13 protein-coding genes are annotated in these 16623 nt (G+C 66.9%); 1 reads left to right on the top strand and 12 read right to left on the bottom strand.

Annotated elements, in window-relative coordinates:
* Window positions 1–6: 6 nt before the first annotated feature.
* Together argJ and secA are read right to left on the bottom strand one after the other, a co-directional pair.
* The gene (gene argJ, locus GQ57_RS12865; RefSeq protein WP_034198044.1) at window positions 7–1248 is read right to left on the bottom strand and encodes a bifunctional glutamate N-acetyltransferase/amino-acid acetyltransferase ArgJ; all 1242 of its coding nucleotides are present in this window, start codon (window positions 1246–1248) and stop codon (window positions 7–9) included.
* A 144-nt stretch (window positions 1249–1392) separates the two neighbouring features.
* Entirely contained in the window at window positions 1393–4191 is a 2799-nt protein-coding gene (gene secA, locus GQ57_RS12860) for a preprotein translocase subunit SecA (protein WP_034198043.1), read from the bottom strand.
* A gap of 257 nt (window positions 4192–4448) precedes the next feature.
* Between secA and GQ57_RS12855 the strand changes: the two genes are divergently transcribed.
* Window positions 4449–4925: a DUF721 domain-containing protein gene (locus tag GQ57_RS12855; RefSeq protein ID WP_031398945.1), complete on the top strand. Its 477-nt coding sequence runs from the start codon at window positions 4449–4451 to the stop codon at window positions 4923–4925.
* 78 nt (window positions 4926–5003) lie between these two features.
* Here GQ57_RS12855 and lpxC read toward each other — a convergent pair whose 3' ends face one another.
* The 10 genes from lpxC to murD all read right to left on the bottom strand — a co-directional run bounded on the left by lpxC (window position 5004) and on the right by murD (window position 16608).
* The gene (lpxC, locus tag GQ57_RS12850) at window positions 5004–5921 is read right to left on the bottom strand and encodes a UDP-3-O-acyl-N-acetylglucosamine deacetylase (protein WP_031398946.1); all 918 of its coding nucleotides are present in this window, start codon (window positions 5919–5921) and stop codon (window positions 5004–5006) included.
* Window positions 5922–6162: 241 nt separating this feature from the next.
* Entirely contained in the window at window positions 6163–6669 is a 507-nt protein-coding gene (locus tag GQ57_RS12845) for a peroxiredoxin (protein ID WP_031398947.1), read from the bottom strand.
* A 188-nt stretch (window positions 6670–6857) separates the two neighbouring features.
* Entirely contained in the window at window positions 6858–8054 is a 1197-nt protein-coding gene (ftsZ, locus tag GQ57_RS12840; RefSeq protein WP_011350843.1) for a cell division protein FtsZ, read from the bottom strand.
* Window positions 8055–8243: 189 nt separating this feature from the next.
* A complete protein-coding gene (gene ftsA, locus GQ57_RS12835) occupies window positions 8244–9476 on the bottom strand; it encodes a cell division protein FtsA (RefSeq protein ID WP_006487138.1) in 1233 nt (410 codons plus the stop codon).
* Between the two features lie 26 nt (window positions 9477–9502).
* Window positions 9503–10255: a cell division protein FtsQ/DivIB gene (locus tag GQ57_RS12830; protein WP_031398948.1), complete on the bottom strand. Its 753-nt coding sequence runs from the start codon at window positions 10253–10255 to the stop codon at window positions 9503–9505.
* 20 nt (window positions 10256–10275) lie between these two features.
* Window positions 10276–11217: a D-alanine--D-alanine ligase gene (locus GQ57_RS12825; protein ID WP_031398949.1), complete on the bottom strand. Its 942-nt coding sequence runs from the start codon at window positions 11215–11217 to the stop codon at window positions 10276–10278.
* A 1-nt stretch (window position 11218) separates the two neighbouring features.
* Window positions 11219–12616 (bottom strand): UDP-N-acetylmuramate--L-alanine ligase, encoded by a 1398-nt coding sequence (murC, locus tag GQ57_RS12820; RefSeq protein ID WP_031398950.1) that lies wholly within the window; start codon window positions 12614–12616, stop codon window positions 11219–11221.
* Window positions 12617–12716: 100 nt separating this feature from the next.
* Window positions 12717–13820: an undecaprenyldiphospho-muramoylpentapeptide beta-N-acetylglucosaminyltransferase gene (murG, locus tag GQ57_RS12815; protein ID WP_031398951.1), complete on the bottom strand. Its 1104-nt coding sequence runs from the start codon at window positions 13818–13820 to the stop codon at window positions 12717–12719.
* Window positions 13817–15100, bottom strand: coding sequence for a putative lipid II flippase FtsW (gene ftsW / locus GQ57_RS12810; protein WP_031398952.1), 1284 nt, complete (start codon window positions 15098–15100; stop codon window positions 13817–13819). The genes murG and ftsW overlap by 4 nt, the downstream gene beginning before the upstream one ends.
* Window positions 15097–16608, bottom strand: coding sequence for a UDP-N-acetylmuramoyl-L-alanine--D-glutamate ligase (murD, locus tag GQ57_RS12805; RefSeq protein ID WP_034198042.1), 1512 nt, complete (start codon window positions 16606–16608; stop codon window positions 15097–15099). Before murD ends, ftsW begins: the two co-directional genes overlap by 4 nt.
* Between the last annotated feature and the right edge of the window lie 15 nt (window positions 16609–16623).

Here is a 16623-nt window from a genome sequence, read left to right as displayed (position 1 = left end):
TCCCGCTCAGGAGCGGTAATCCGCGTTGATGCTCACGTAATCGTGCGACAGGTCGCACGTCCAGACGGTGGCCTGCGCGTCGCCGCGGCCGAGCAGCACGCGAATCGTGATTTCGCTCTGCTTCATCACGCGCTGGCCGTCCTCTTCCTGGTAGGCCGGATTGCGGCCGCCCGCCTTCGCGACGAGCACGTCGTCGAGATAGAGGTCGATCTTGCCGACGTCGAGATCCGTGACGCCCGCGTAGCCGATCGCCGCGAGAATCCGGCCGAGGTTGGGGTCGGATGCATAGAAAGCCGTCTTCACGAGCGGCGAATGGCCGATCGCGTACGCGATCTGGCGGCATTCGGCGACGTTCTTGCCGCCCTCGACCTGCACCGTCATGAATTTCGTCGCACCTTCGCCATCGCGGACGATCAATTGCGACAGCACCTGCGCGACTTCCGTCACCGCATCGCGCAGCGCCGCATAGGCCGGCGAATCGGTCGACGTGATCGCCGGCAGCGTGCTCTTGCCCGACGCGATCAGGATGAACGAGTCGTTCGTCGACGTATCGCCGTCGATCGTGATGCAGTTGAACGAACGGTCGGCGACTTCCTTCACGAGCGTGTCGAGCACCGGCTGAGCGACGTTCGCGTCGAACGCAAGGAAACCGAGCATCGTGGCCATGTTCGGCTTGATCATGCCCGCGCCCTTGCTGACGCCCGTCAGCGTGACCGTGTGGCCGTCGATCGTCACCTGGCGCGAAGCGGCCTTCGGCAGCGTATCGGTCGTCATGATCGCCTGCGCGGCATCGAACCAGTTCGCGGCCTTGCGGTTCGCGAGCGCGGCCGGCAAGCCGGCCTTCAGGCGATCGATCGGCAGCGGCTCGAGAATCACGCCGGTCGAGAACGGCAGCACCTGCGCCGGCTCGATGCCTGCGAGGCGCGCGAGTTCCGTGCAGGTCTCGCGTGCGTTCACGAGGCCCGGCTCGCCGGTGCCCGCGTTCGCGTTACCCGTGTTCACGACGAGCGCGCGAATGCCCGCGCCGCCCGCGCGCACCTTCGCCAGATGCTCGCGGCAGACGGTGACCGGCGCCGCGCAGAAGCGGTTTTCGGTGAATACGCCCGCGACCGTCGCGCCTTCGTCGACGGAGATGACCAGCACGTCCTTGCGATTCGGCTTGCGGATGTTCGCTTCCGCCCAGCCGAGCGTGACGCCGGCGACGGGATGCAGTTGGGCGGGATCGATCGACGGAAAATTGACAGCCATGGGGCACACCTGCCGGATGGAAAATGCCGGCACACGCCGGCATCGATTGGAAGAACCGGCGGCCGCACGCGCGGGCCGCCGCAACTCACATCACTCACTCGAAGCTGCGAACGAAGCGGCACGCGTGACGCGCGCCGCCGCCGATCATGACAGCTTCCCGTGACAGTGCTTGTACTTCTTGCCGCTGCCGCACGGGCACGGATCGTTACGGCCGACCTTCGGCATTTCGCCGCCGGGGCCGCTGTGGGTCATCGCGCTGCCGACCATGTCGGCCGTTGCCGCGGCCGCCGCGACCGCCGCACCGCCCGCCACCGGCGTGCTGGCTTCCGCGAATTCGGCGTGCTGGTATTCGACGTTCTCGAGATGACCGCCACGCTCCTCGATCTGCTCGGCCGCTTCCTCGAGCTGTTCCGGCGACTGGATCTGCACGTTCATCACGACACGCGTGACTTCCTGCTTGATCGCGTCGAGCATCGCGGCGAACAGCTCGAACGCTTCGCGCTTGTATTCCTGCTTCGGATTCTTCTGCGCATAGCCGCGCAGATGGATGCCCTGGCGCAGGTGGTCGAGCGCCGCGAGGTGCTCGCGCCACAGGCGGTCGACCGTCTGCAGCATCACCGAGCGCTCGAACGCGCTGAACGATTCGCGGCCGACCATCGCGACCTTGGCCTCGTACTGCTCGTCGGCGGCCGTCGTCACCGCTTCGAGGATCTCCTCGGCCGTGATCGACGACGACTCGTTCACCATTTCCTGGATCGCGAGGTCGAGCTGCCAGTCGTTGCGCAGCGCTTCCTCGAGCTCGGGCACGTCCCACTGCTCCTCGATGCTGCCTTCCGGCACGAACTGGCCGACGACTTCGGTCACCACGCCGTGACGCATCGCGGTGATGGTCTCGGTGATGTCGTGCGCTTCGAGCAGTTCGTTGCGCTGCTGGTAGATCACCTTGCGCTGGTCGTTCGACACGTCGTCGTATTCGAGCAGCTGCTTGCGGATGTCGAAGTTGCGCGCTTCGACCTTGCGCTGCGCGGATTCGATCGAGCGCGTGACGATGCCGGCCTCGATCGCCTCGCCTTCCGGCATCTTCAGGCGATCCATGATCGAGCGCACGCGGTCGCCCGCGAAGATGCGCAGCAGCGGATCGTCGAGCGACAGGTAGAAGCGCGACGAGCCCGGATCGCCCTGGCGACCCGCACGGCCGCGCAGCTGGTTGTCGATCCGGCGCGATTCGTGGCGTTCGGTGCCGATGATGTGCAGGCCGCCCGCGGCCTTCACCTGCTCGTGCAGCGTTTCCCACTCGTCGTGCAGATGCTGGATGCGGCGCGCCTTTTCGTCGGCGGGAATCGCATCGTCGGCGTCGATGAACGCGGCCTGCTTCTCGGCGTTGCCGCCGAGCACGATGTCGGTACCGCGACCGGCCATGTTGGTCGCGATCGTCACGCGTTTCGGACGGCCGGCTTCCGCGACGATCGCCGCTTCGCGCTCGTGCTGCTTCGCGTTCAGCACCTCGTGCGGCAGCCCGGCCTGCTTCAGCAGGTGCGACAGCAGTTCCGAGTTCTCGATCGACGTCGTGCCGACCAGCACCGGCTGGCCGCGCTCGTAGCAGTCGCGGATGTCGCGGATCACCGCGTCATAGCGCTCCTTGGCCGTCTTGTAGATCTGGTCCTGCTTGTCGATCCGCTTCGGCGGACGGTTGGTCGGGATCACGACCGTCTCGAGACCGTAGATCTCGTTGAATTCGTATGCTTCGGTGTCCGCGGTACCGGTCATGCCGGCCAGCTTCGCGTACATCCGGAAGTAGTTCTGGAACGTGATCGATGCGAGCGTCTGGTTCTCGCTCTGGATCTTCACGTGTTCCTTCGCCTCGACGGCCTGGTGCAGGCCGTCGGACCAGCGGCGGCCGGCCATCAGGCGGCCCGTGAATTCGTCGACGATCACCACTTCGCCGTTCTGCACGACATAGTGCTGATCCTTGTGGAACAGCGTGTGGGCGCGCAGCGCAGCGTACACGTGGTGCATCAGCGTGATGTTCTGCGGCGCATACAGGCTCTCGCCCTCGCCGATCAGCCCCCAATCGGCGAGCAGGCGCTCGGCCTTCTCGTGGCCCGATTCGGTCAGGAACACCTGGCGCGCCTTTTCGTCGAGCGTGTAGTCGCCCGGCTTCTCGACGCCCGTGCCGTCGGCCTTCTCCTCGCCGATCTGGCGCTCGAGCAGCGGCGGCAGCGCGTTCATCCGCACGTACAGCTCGGTGTGATCCTCGGCCTGGCCCGAAATGATCAGCGGCGTACGCGCCTCGTCGATCAGGATCGAGTCCACTTCGTCGACGACCGCGAAGTTCAGCGCCCGCTGCACGCGCGCGTCGGTCTCGTAGACCATGTTGTCGCGCAGGTAGTCGAAGCCGAACTCGTTGTTCGTGCCGTACGTGATGTCCGCCGCGTAGGCCTGCTGCTTCTGGTCGTGTTCCATGCCGGACAGGTTGATGCCGACCGACAGACCGAGGAAGTTGTAGAGGCGCGCCATCCATTCGGCGTCGCGCTGCGCGAGGTAGTCGTTGACCGTCACGACGTGCACGCCGCGGCCCGCCAGCGCATTCAGGTACACGGGCAGCGTCGCGACGAGCGTCTTGCCCTCGCCGGTGCGCATTTCCGCGATCTTGCCGTAGTGGAGCACCATGCCGCCGATCATCTGCACGTCGAAGTGCCGCATCTTCAGCACGCGGCGGCTCGCCTCGCGACAGACCGCGAACGCCTCGGGCAGCAGCTTGTCGAGCGACTCGCCGGCCGCGATCCGCTGGCGGAATTCGTCCGTCTTGCCGCGCAACTGGTCGTCCGTCAGTTTCTCGATCTGCGTTTCGAGCGCATTGATCGTCGTGACGGTCTTTTGGTATTGCTTGACGAGCCGCTGGTTGCGGCTGCCAAAAATTTTCTGGAGAAAACCGGTTGTCATCGGATCGGATCCTGCGTCGCAGCACCGGCGCCCGGCGCGTATTGCGCGCCCCGGCGCCCGAGCCTCGGCGGCTTAGCGAATTAGTGGACTCAAACGTCGAATTTTAGCACGCGGGAAAGCATGCGCCCGAGTCTCGGCCGGACCGGCATTGCGCGCCGACAGCCGGGCGCATGGGGCGAAAGCCGCCCGTGCGCGGGCCGGCGCGGGTACAATCGGCGTCAACCGTCCGCGCGCGTGCGCGCCCGAAGAATGTCTCGATGAACCGATTTTCCAAGCGTTTCGGCCCGCTCGCCGCGTATCGCCCGCAACCCGTGTCCGAGGTGCTCAATCGCACGGACGCGTTCGCGGCGCTGCGCGCCGGTGTCGAACAGGTCGCGTCGCTGCAGCGCGATCTTGCCGCGCTCCTGCCCGACTATCTGGCGAATCACGTCGAACCCGGCTTCGTGAAGGACGGCACCCTGACCCTCTTTGCCGCGCACAACGCGCTGGCCGCGCGGCTGCGACAGGTCGAGCCGCGGCTGCTCGGCGATCTGCAGAAGCGCGGCTGGCCGGTCTCGACGCTGCGCGTGCGCGTGCGCCCGAAGGATGCGCCGGAGCCGCCGCACGTGAAACAGGCGCGGATGACGTCGGTCGGCGCGGCCGCGCTGCGCGACCTGGCCGATCACCTCGAACCGTCGCCGCTGCAAGCCGCGCTCGCGCGGATGGCGGCACGGCATGGCGCGAAACCGCGCTGAGCCGGCGCCCGCGCCGGCATCGCCCGGCCAATAAAAAAGCGGCCCGAGGGCCGCTTTTTTGCTTGCGCCGAACGCCGGTCAGGCGAAGGCCGTCTGCATGTCGAACGCAAAGCCCTTCGGCGCGGCCTGCGAATCGTCGAACGTGACGATCTCGTACGCATCCTCGTGCGCGAGCAGTTCGCGCAGCAGCGCGTTGTTCAGTCCGTGGCCCGATTTGTACGCCGTATACGACGCCAGCAGCGGATGGCCGATCACGTACAGGTCGCCGATCGCATCGAGCATCTTGTGCTTCACGAATTCGTCGTCGTAGCGCAGCCCGTCGTTGTTCAGGATGCGGTACTCGTCGAGCACGATCGCGTTTTCCATGCTGCCGCCGCGGGCGAGACCCATCTCGCGCAGCATCTCGGCCTCATGCGCGAAACCGAACGTGCGCGCGCGCGCAATCTCGCGCACGTACGACGTATTCGCGAAATCGACCTCGAGTTCCTGGCCGGTCTTGTCGACGGCCGGGTGGCGGAAGTCGATCGAGAACTTCAGCTTGAAACCGAAGTACGGATCGAGACGCGCGAATTTGTCGCCGTCGCGGATCTCGACCGTCTTCTTCACCTTGATGAAGCGCTTCGGCGCGTTCTGCTCCTCGATCCCGGCGGACTGGATCAGGAACACGAAGGTCGCCGCGCTGCCGTCCATGATCGGGATTTCCTCGGCCGTCACGTCGACATAGAGATTGTCGATGCCCAGGCCGGCACACGCCGACATCAGGTGCTCGACGGTCGAGACGCGCACGCCATCCTTCTGCAGCACCGACGCGAGCCGCGTGTCGCCGATCGACGTCGCCGCGGCGGGAATGTCGACGGGCGTGGGAAGGTCGACGCGCGAAAAGACGATGCCCGTGCCCGGCGCGGCGGGACGGAGCGTCAGCTCGATCTTGCGGCCCGAGTGGACACCGATCCCCACGGTCTTCACGATGGATTTGATGGTGCGCTGCTTCAGCATGGTGTTCTTCGTCGTGATTGAAGAATTCAATCAGGAGTTATATTCGATAGGAGGGATTATAGCGTAATTCCCTATTCAGCGCAGTTTGAAACTGCGTATCAATCTGTTTCAGCCGTTTACCCTGGCGAATACGGGACGGGCCGATGCCCGGAACGGAGGCGTTTCCGGTCATCGGCCCGTGTTACAACTGCCCCGAAGGCCGGTGAGCAGCGTTGCCGGCAGGCAACGGCGCACCGCACGATCAGGACGTCAACGTCGCGAGAACACTCGCCGCATCGCTCACTTCGAATTTGCCCGGCGCCTCGACGGCCAGCGTCTTGACCACACCGCCGTCAATCACCATCGCGTAGCGCAGGGAACGAATTCCCATGCCACGCGCGGACAAATCCTGCGTCAGCCCCAGCGCATGAGTGAAAGCCGCGCTGCCGTCCGCCATCATGCGCACCTTGCCCGCGGTGTGCAGATCACGTCCCCATGCGCCCATCACGAATGCGTCGTTGACGGACACGCACCAGATCTCGTCGATGCCCGCCGAGCGCAGCTGCTCGGCGTGTTCGACGTAGCCCGGCACATGCTGCGCCGAGCAGGTCGGCGTGAAAGCGCCCGGCAATCCGAAGATCACCACCCGCTTCCCCGCAACCTGGTCGCGCACGCTGAAGGCATTCGGCCCCAGCGTGCACCCTTCGCGCGCGTCGTCGATGAATTCGAACAATTGCGCGTCGGGCAGCGCGTCGCCCACTTGAATCATGGCTGGTCCCTCATAGCGATACGGTTTTTCAGCGTGTTGCGGACAGCACGGCCCATCCCGCCTCGCATGAGCGAAGAGGGCACGTTTCCCGGCCCGGCGTCGCTGCCGACGCGGCCTGTCGTGGTCCGTAGCATCCGTCACGCCGGCGATACCGCGGCAGTCTCGCCGCGGCTTCGCCTGTGTTTGCGTCAGTCAGCCTGCTTGCGCAGGAATGCCGGGATGTCGTACGTGTCGACCCCCTTCTCCTGCAGCGCCTGCACGTGCGATGCCGCGGTTTCGCGCGAATTGCGCCACACCGCCGGCGTATCGAGCGCGCCGTAGTCGGCCGTGCTGACGTGATGCGTCGGGGCATAGCCGTGCGAGACCGCGCTGACCGGCTGGTTGTCCGTACCCGTGCGCAGCAGCGTCATCGGTGCCGACTGCTGCTTCTTCGCCGCACGGCCCAGACCCGTCGCCACGACCGTCACGCGCAGTGCATCGCCCATCGCATCGTCGTACACCGCACCGAAGATCACGGTCGCGTCTTCCGCCGCGTAGCTCTTGATCGTGTTCATCACTTCGCGCGTTTCCGACAGGCGCAGCGAACGGCTCGACGTGATGTTGACCAGCACGCCGCGCGCACCCGACAGATCGACGCCTTCGAGCAGCGGGCTCGCCACGGCCTGTTCCGCCGCGAGGCGTGCGCGATCGACGCCGGCAACCGTCGCCGTGCCCATCATCGCCTTGCCCTGCTCGCCCATCACCGTCTTCACGTCTTCGAAGTCGACGTTCACGAGGCCATCGACGTTGATGATTTCCGCGATGCCGGCCACTGCGTTGTTCAACACGTCGTCCGCGCACTGGAAGCACTTGTCCATCTCGGCATCGTCGCCCATCACGTCGAACAGCTTGTCGTTCAGAACGACGATCAGCGAGTCGACGTGATCCTCCAGTTGCTGCGAGCCGGCTTCGGCGACGCGCATGCGCTTGCCGCCTTCGAACTCGAACGGCTTGCTGACGACACCCACCGTCAGGATGCCCATCTCCTTCGCGATCTGCGCGACCACCGGCGCCGCGCCCGTGCCCGTGCCGCCGCCCATGCCGGCCGTGATGAAGACCATGTGCGCACCACGCAGCGCGTCGGCGATGCGCTCGCGCGCTTCTTCCGCTGCCGCACGGCCCATTTCCGGCTTCGCACCGGCGCCGAGGCCCGTGTTGCCGAGCTGGATCACCGACGATGCGCGCGAACGCGACAGCGCCTGCGCATCCGTGTTCATCACGATGAAGTCGACGCCCTGCACGCCGCGGTTGATCATGTGCTGGACGGCATTGCCGCCAGCGCCGCCAACGCCCACCACCTTGATGATGGTGCCGTTGGTTTCGGTTTCCAGCATTTCGAATTCCATTGTTGCCTCCGTCAAGAGAAATACTGCTACTCGGCCGTTATTCGGCAGGAGATCGGGCAACCCCCTGTCGCGCGCCAGCCGCCGGCACCGGCGCGAATTTCGATTCGGTTCTTCCTCGGAAAACGCCGGGCCGTCCCGGGCTTTCCCGCCCCCGGGGGGCTGGCTCGGCATGCCGAGCCGCTTGGATGCTTAAAAATTGCTCAGGAACCACTCCTTCATCCGCGAGAACACCTGCCCCGCGTTGCCGGACTGCACGGCGACCTTGCGGCCGCGCATGCGCTGCGCGCTGCCTTCGACGAGCAGCCCCATCGCCGTCGAATAGCGCGGATTGCGCACGACGTCGGACAGGCCGCCCGCATACTCCGGCGCGCCGATGCGCACCGGCTTCAGGAAAATGTCCTCGCCGAGCTCGACCATGCCCGGCATCATCGACGCACCGCCGGTAATGACCACGCCGGAGCTCAGCAGTTCTTCGTAACCCGATTCGCGCACCACCTGCTGCACGAGCGAGAACAGCTCCTCGACACGCGGCTCGATCACGGCCGCGAGCGCCTGGCGCGACAGCGTGCGCGGGCCGCGCTCGCCGAGCCCAGGCACTTCGACCATCTCGTCCGGATCGGCGAGCGCCTGCTTCGCGATCCCGTAGCCGACCTTGATGTCTTCCGCATCCGGCGTCGGCGTACGCAGCGCCATCGCGATGTCGCTCGTGATCTGGTCGCCGGCGATCGGAATCACCGCGGTATGGCGAATCGCGCCTTCGGCGAAGATCGCGATGTCCGTCGTGCCGCCGCCGATGTCGACCAGCACCACGCCGAGATCCTTTTCGTCTTCCGTCAGCACGGCCAGCGACGACGCGAGCGGCTGCAGGATCAGATCGTTCACTTCGAGCCCGCAGCGGCGCACGCACTTGACGATGTTCTGCGCGGCGCTCACCGCGCCCGTCACGATGTGCACCTTCACTTCCAGCCGGATGCCGCTCATCCCGATCGGCTCGCGCACGTCTTCCTGGCCGTCGATGATGAATTCCTGCGTGAGGATGTGCAGCACCTGCTGGTCGGTCGGGATGTTGATCGCCTTGGCGGTCTCGATCACGCGCGCGACGTCCGTCTGCGTGACTTCCTTGTCCTTGATCGCGACCATCCCGCTCGAGTTGAAGCTGCGGATGTGGCTGCCGGCGATCCCCGTGAACACGTTGGTGATCTTGCAGTCGGCCATCAGCTCGGCTTCCTCGAGCGCGCGCTGGATCGACTGCACGGTGGCCTCGATGTTGACCACCACACCTTTCTTCAGACCCTTCGACTCGCTCTGGCCGAGACCGATCACCTCGTAGTGACCCTCGCCCTTCAGCTCGGCGACGATGGCCACCACCTTCGACGTGCCGATGTCGAGGGAAACCAGCAGATCCTTGTAGTCTTTGCTCATAAAGTGCTCTTGCGTGTGATCTCTCGTTACTTCTTGCGCTTGTCGGTATCGGTCAGGAACCGCATGCCTGCCGCGCGAATCGCGAATCCGTTCGGATAGCGCAGGTCCGCGTACTCGATGTCGTTGCCCCAGCGCTCCGTGACGGCCGGCCACGCGGCCACCAGGCGCTGACTCCGGTCATGCAGGGTGTCGCTGTTGCGTTCCTTGCCCAGCTCGACCTGCATGCCGTTCGACAGCTTCACCGTCCACGCGTAGCGCGCCGACAGCGTCACTTCTTCCGGCGCCGCCTTCAGCGGCGCAAACCATTTCCCGAAGTCGCGATACCGCGTGACGACTTCCTTCGCACTGCCTTCCGGGCCGTCGAACGCCGGCAGTTCCTGTTCCAGCTCGCCCTGGTTCGCGGTAAACAGCTCGCCGTCGACGCTCACGAGCTGGTCGCTGCCCCAGGTCCCGAGCGGTTTGTACTCCTCGAGCGTGACAGCCAGCGCATTCGGCCACACCCGGCGCACGCTCGCGTGGCGCACCCACGGCATCTGCTCGAACGCGGTGCGCGCCGCATCGAGATCGACCGTGAAGAAATTGCCCTTCAGCCGGCCGACCACACCCGCGCGCACCGTCGGCGAATTGATGTGCTCGGTGTCGCCGTCGATGCGGATTTCCCGCAGCGCGAACGTCGGGCGCTGGATCAGCCAGTAGCAGCCGGCCGCCGCCAACACGAGCAGCAGCATCGCGTACAGCGCGCTGGCGGCAAGGTTGAGTTGGCGAACGTTGTTCCACATGACGTCTTTCCGTTCCTGCTTCAGTCGTTGAGCGTGAGCGCCAGCACTTTCACCACCAGCTCCGAGTAGCTGATGCCGACCGCGCGCGCCGCCTTCGGCGGCAGCGAGTGGTCGGTCATGCCCGGCGCGGTGTTCACTTCCAGGAAGTACGGGTTGCCGGCGGCGTCCAGCATGAAGTCCGCACGGCCCCAGTCGGTGCAGCCGAGCACGTCGAACGACCGGCGCGCGATGCGCTTCAGCTCCGCTTCCTGTTCGGCCGGCAGGCCGCACGGGATCAGGTACTGCGTGTCGTCGGCCACGTATTTCGCGTGGTAGTCGTAGAACTCGCCCGCCGGCACGATCTTGATCAGCGGCAGATCGAGATCGCCGGCGATGCACGCGGTGTATTCGCCCCCGCCTTCGATGCTCTTCTCGACGATCACGATCCTGTCGTGCTTCGCGGCTTCCTCGAGCGCGGCCGGCAGCGCGTCGGCCGTCTTCACCTTCAGCACCGCCACGCTCGAGCCTTCGCTCGCCGGCTTCACGAACAGCGGCAGCCCGAGCTTCGCGACGATGTCGGTCGCGCGTGCGGCGAGGTCGTCGCCGCGCATCACCGTCTCGAACGGCGGCGTCGGCACGCCCGTCTGCTGCCACACGAGCTTCGTGCGGAACTTGTCGAGCCCGAGCGCCGACCCGAGCACGCCGCTGCCCGTGTAGCGGATGCCATAGAAATCGAGCGCGCCCTGGATCTGGCCGTTCTCGCCGTAGCCGCCGTGCAGCGCGTTGAACGCGCGCACGAAGCCTTCGTCCTTCAGCGCCGACAGCGGCCGCTCGGCCGGGTCGAACGGATGCGCATCAACGCCCGCGTCACGCAGGCCCTGCAGCACGAGGCGGCCCGAGGTCAGCGACACCTCGCGCTCGGCGGATTCGCCGCCGAACAACACTGCCACCTTGCCGAAACGTTTCGGATCGATCCCGCTCATGTCATGCCTTCTGTTGAATGTGTTGCACGAGCTTCGCCGGCACGCCGCCGATCGAACCCGCGCCCATCGTGATCACCACGTCGCCGTTGCGCGCGACCTTCGCCAATGCATCCGGCACGTCGTCCACCGTCGCGACGAACACCGGGTCAACCTTCCCCACCTCGCGCAGCGCACGCGACAGCGCGTCGCCGTTGGCCGTCGAGATCGCGGCCTCGCCGGCCGCGTAGACTTCCGTCAGCACCAGCGCATCGACCGTCGACAGCACGTTGACGAAATCGTCGAAGCAGTCGCGCGTGCGCGTATAGCGATGCGGCTGGAACGCCAGCACGAGGCGGCGGCCCGGGAACGCGCCGCGCGCGGCCGCGATCGTCGCGGCCATCTCGACCGGGTGATGGCCGTAGTCGTCGATCAGCGTGTAGTGGCCGCCGTCCGCGCCCGGCACCTCGCCGTAACGCTGGAAGCGCCGGCCGACGCCGTTGAATTCGGCCAGCGCCTGCTGGATCGCGTCGTCGTCGACGCCGAGATCGGTCGCGATCGCGATCGCCGCCAGCGCGTTCTGCACGTTGTGCAGACCCGGCAGGTTCAGCACGACCGCGAGCGGCGCACGCCCTTCGCGGATGACCGTGAAGTGCATCCGGCCGTCGCGCGCATCGATGTCTTCCGCGCGCACCTGCGCGTCCGGCGACAGGCCGTAGCGCACCACCGGCTTCGAGATGAACGGGATGATCTGCCGCACGTTCGGATCGTCGACGCACACCACCGCGCTGCCGTAGAACGGCAGGCGCTGCGTGAATTCGATGAACGCCTGCTTGAGCCGCGCGAAATCGTGGCCGTAGGTGTCCATGTGGTCGGCATCGATGTTCGTGATGACTTCGATCACCGGATACAGGTTCAGGAACGACGCGTCCGACTCGTCGGCCTCGGCCACGATGAAATCGCCGGTGCCCAGCCGCGCATTCGCGCCGGCGCTGATCAGCCGCCCGCCGATCACGAAGGTCGGGTCGAGCCCGCCCGCCGCCAGCACGCTCGCGACGAGGCTCGTCGTCGTGGTCTTGCCGTGCGTGCCGGCGATCGCGATCCCCTGCTTCAGGCGCATCAGCTCCGCGAGCATCACCGCCCGCTGCACGATCGGCACGCGCCGGTGGCGCGCGGCGAGCACTTCCGGATTGTCCGAGCGCACCGCCGTCGACACGACGACCGCGTTCGCCCCCTCGATGTTTGCCGCGTCATGGCCGATCGCGATCCGTGCGCCGAGCGCCTGGAGACGATCGGTCACCGCATTGCGCGACAGGTCCGAGCCGCTGACCTCGTAGCCGAGGTTGACGAGCACCTCGGCGATGCCGCTCATGCCCGAGCCGCCGATTCCAACGAAATGAATGTGTTTGACGATATGTTTCATGTCAGCCTCCGCCGGGCCGCCGCATGCCCCGAAAGAGACGCATGGTGGGGACGGAAGGGTCGAGCCCTCCCGAGCGAGCGATGTGAGCGTGTGGGTTGTTTCATTGATGTTCTTCCAGGTTCGCGCCGGCCGCCTTCGCGCACACGCGCGCGACCTCGTCGGTGGCCTCGGGCTTCGCCAGCGAGCGCGAACGTTCCGCCATGTCCGCGAGCGATGCCCGCGACTGGCCGCGCAGCCAGTCGGCGAGCAGATCCGCCGACAGGTCGCGTTGTTGCACCAGCACCGCCGCGCCCGCATCGGCGAGGAACGCCGCGTTGCTCGTCTGGTGATCGTCGACCGCGTACGGGAACGGCACGAACAGCGCCGCCACGCCCACCGCCGCGATCTCCGACACCGTCATCGCGCCCGACCGGCAGATCACGAGATCCGCCGCCGCGTACGCGGCCGCCATGTCGTCGATGAACGGCACGAGCCGCACGTCCTCTCCGGCCGCGAAACCGGCTGCTTCGTAATTCGCCTTCAGTGCGTCGATGTGCTTCGCGCCGGCCTGATGCACGATGCGCGGGCGCTCGCCCGGCGCCAGCATCGCCAATGCGCGCGGCACGACTTCGTTCAGCGCGGCCGCACCGAGGCTGCCGCCGACGACCAGCACGTTCAGCGGGCCGCTGCGCGACGCGTAGCGTGCTTTGGGTGCTTCCGTGCCCGCAAGTTCCGCGCGAATCGGGTTGCCCGTCCATTCCGCGTGCGGCAGCGCGCCGGGAAATGCGACGAGCACGCGTTTCGCGAATTTCGCGAGCACCTTGTTCGTCAGGCCCGCGATCGAGTTCTGTTCATGCAGCACGAGCGGACGGCCCGACAGCGCGGTCATCACGCCCGCCGGGAACGTGATGTAGCCGCCCATTCCGAGCACGACGTCCGGCCGCACGCGGCGCAGCGCGCCGAGGCTCTGCCAGCACGCGCGCAGCAGATTGACCGGCAGCGTCAGCTTGGTCTTCAGCCCCTTGCCGCGCAGCCCGCCGAACCGAACGTATTCCATCGGAATGCCGTGCTTCGGCACGAGCGTCGCTTCCATCCCGGCCGGATTGCCGAGCCATACGACGCGCCAGCCCGCCGCTTCCATCCGGTGCGCGACCGCGAGCCCCGGGAACACGTGGCCCCCGGTGCCGCCCGCCATCACCATCAGCGTACGTCGCGACGCGGTCATACCTTCCCTCCGCGCATCAGCACCCGGTTTTCGTAGTCGACCCGCAGCAGCACCGCGAGGGCGATGCAGTTGAGCAGAATGCCCGAGCCGCCGTAGCTCACGAGCGGCAGCGTCAGCCCCTTGGTCGGCAGCAGCCCGAGGTTCACGCCCATGTTGATGAAGGTCTGCGCGCCGAACCAGATGCCGATGCCTTTCGCCGTCAGGCCCGCGAACGTGCGGTCGAGCGCGAGCGCCTGGCGGCCGATCTCGAACGCGCGGCGCACGATCCAGTAAAACAGCAGGATCACGACCAGCACGCCGACGAAGCCCAGTTCCTCGCCGATCACCGCGAGGATGAAGTCGGTATGCGCTTCAGGCAGGTAGTTCAGCTTCTCGACGCTGCCGCCGAGGCCGACGCCGAACCACTCGCCGCGCCCGAACGCGATCAGCGAGTGCGTGAGCTGGTACGCCTTGCCCTGCGCGTAGCGCTCGTCCCACGGATCGAGATACGCGAAGATCCGCTCGCGACGCCACGGCGACAACCACACGAGCATCGTGAAGGTGCCGACCGCCGTCGCGACGAGCCCGCCGAACAGCTTGCCGTTCACGCCGCCGAGGAACAGCACGCCCATCGCGATCGCCGCGACCACCATGAACGCGCCCATGTCCGGCTCGAGCAGCAGCAGCGCGCCGACCAGGCCGACCGCGAACGCCATCGGCAGGAAGCCCTTCGCGAAGCTCTGCATGTATTCCTGCTTGCGCACCGTGTAGTTCGCCGCGTAGATCGTCACCGCGAGCTTCATGATTTCCGACGGCTGCATGTTCGTGATGCCGAGCGGAATCCAGCGGCGCGCGCCGTTCACGCCCTTGCCGACGTGCGGAATCAGCACGATCACGAGGCCGACGAGCGCGATCAGGAAGAGATGCGGCGCGTACTTGTCCCACGTCGACACCGGCACGCGAAACGCGACCACCGCCGCGACGAACGCGACGACGAGCGACACGCAGTGGCGCATCAGGAACGCGTAATCGTGATACGACGCGTATTTCGGCGAATCGGGCATCGCGATCGACGCCGAATAGACCATCACGACGCCGAGCCCGAGCAGCGCGATCGCAACCCACAGCAGCGAATAGTCGAAGTCGAGCATTCGCGAACGGCTCGGGCGCACGCCGTTGACGACGCTCGCGAGGCCGCCCGTCGCGGCGCGCGTGGCCGATGCGACGCGACCGCCCGCGGCATTGCCGCCGGTATCGCGTCGGTCGTTGAAGCGGGAGACGAGGCGATCGGACCAGCTCATGGCGTCGCTCCTTTGTCGATGGCGATTTCGTCGACCGCCGCGCGGAACACCTCTGCGCGATGGGCGTAGTTCCTGAACATGTCGAGGCTTGCACACGCGGGCGACAGCAGTACGGCATCGCCCGGCTCCGCCAGCTCGGCCGCCGCACGCACCGCGCCTTCGAGCGTCTCGTGGCCGGCGAGCGGCACGCCCGTTTCGGCGAGCGTGTCGCGTAGCGCCGGCGCGTCGCGGCCGATCAGCATCACCGCGCGGCACCAGCGCGCCACCGGCGCGACCAGCGGCGCGAAGTCCTGTCCCTTGCCGTCCCCGCCCGCGATCAGCACGATCTTCTGCGCGAGCCCGTCGAGCGCGGCAACCGTCGCGCCGACGTTCGTGCCCTTGCTGTCGTCGACGTAGTCCACGTCGTCGATCGTCGCAATCACTTCGACACGATGCGCTTCGCCGCGATATTCGCGCAGCGCATGCAGCAGCGGCGCGGCCGGCAGGTCGATCGCCCGCGCGAGCGCGAATGCGGCCAACGCGTTCGCCGCGTTGTGCAGCCCGCGAATCCGCAGCGCGTCGACCGGCATCAGGCGCTTCTGCGCGATGTCGGGCGTGTGCGCGTCGCGCTTGCGCCGGCGGCTCGTCGCCGCCGCTTCATCCGGCGCCTCGCGATCGATGGCTTCCACCAGCCATGCGATGCCGTTGTCGCGGGTCAGCCCGTAATCGCCGTCCTGCGTCGGTTCGTTCAGGCCGAACGTGACCGTACGCGGCGCGTCGGCCGCGCCTGCGGCCGGCGCGAACTTCATCACGGCCGCGTCGTCGCGGTTCAGCACGCGCGTCGTCGTCGCGCCGAAGATCCGGCCCTTTGCCGTCGCATACGCGTCGAAGCTGCCGTGCCAGTCGAGATGATCCTGCGTGATGTTCAGGATCGCGGCCGCATCGGGCGCGAAGGTGCGCGCGGTCTCGAGCTGGAAGCTCGACAGTTCGAGCACCCACACGTCCGGAAGCGCCGTTTCGTCGATCGCGCCCGCCAGCCGGTCGAGCATCGCGGGGCTGATGTTGCCCGCGACGGCGACCTTCCTGCCCGAACGCTGGCACAGCAGGCCCGTGAGGCTCGTCGTCGTGGTCTTGCCGTTGGTGCCCGTGATCGCGAGCACCTTCGGCTGGTAGCCGCTCGTGCCGAGCGCGCGCAGCGCCTGCGCAAAGAACTCCAGTTCACCCCACACGGCGATCCCGCGCTCGTTCGCGGTCGCGACCAGCGCCGCGAGCGCCGGTTCGAGCGGCGACAGCCCGGGGCTCAGCCCGACGATCTCGACGCCGCCGTCGAGCAGCGCGGGCGCGAACGGCCCGCCGACGAATTCCGCATCGATGCCTTCGGCCTGCAGCGCGGCAAGGTTCGGCGGCGCCTCGCGGGTATCGGCAATGCGCAGCCGGCACCCGTGCCTCGCGCACCATCGCGCGATCGCGAGACCCGATTCCCCGAGCCCCAGTACGAGCACCATCGGCCGTTGCCGATCTCCAAACATCTCGCCAGACATCCT

Source organism: Burkholderia sp. MSh2, assembly GCF_000731655.1.
Classification (GTDB): domain Bacteria; phylum Pseudomonadota; class Gammaproteobacteria; order Burkholderiales; family Burkholderiaceae; genus Burkholderia; species Burkholderia paludis.
The sequence above is the reverse complement of the archived record's forward strand: the minus strand, read 5'-3'. Positions and strand labels throughout refer to the sequence as shown.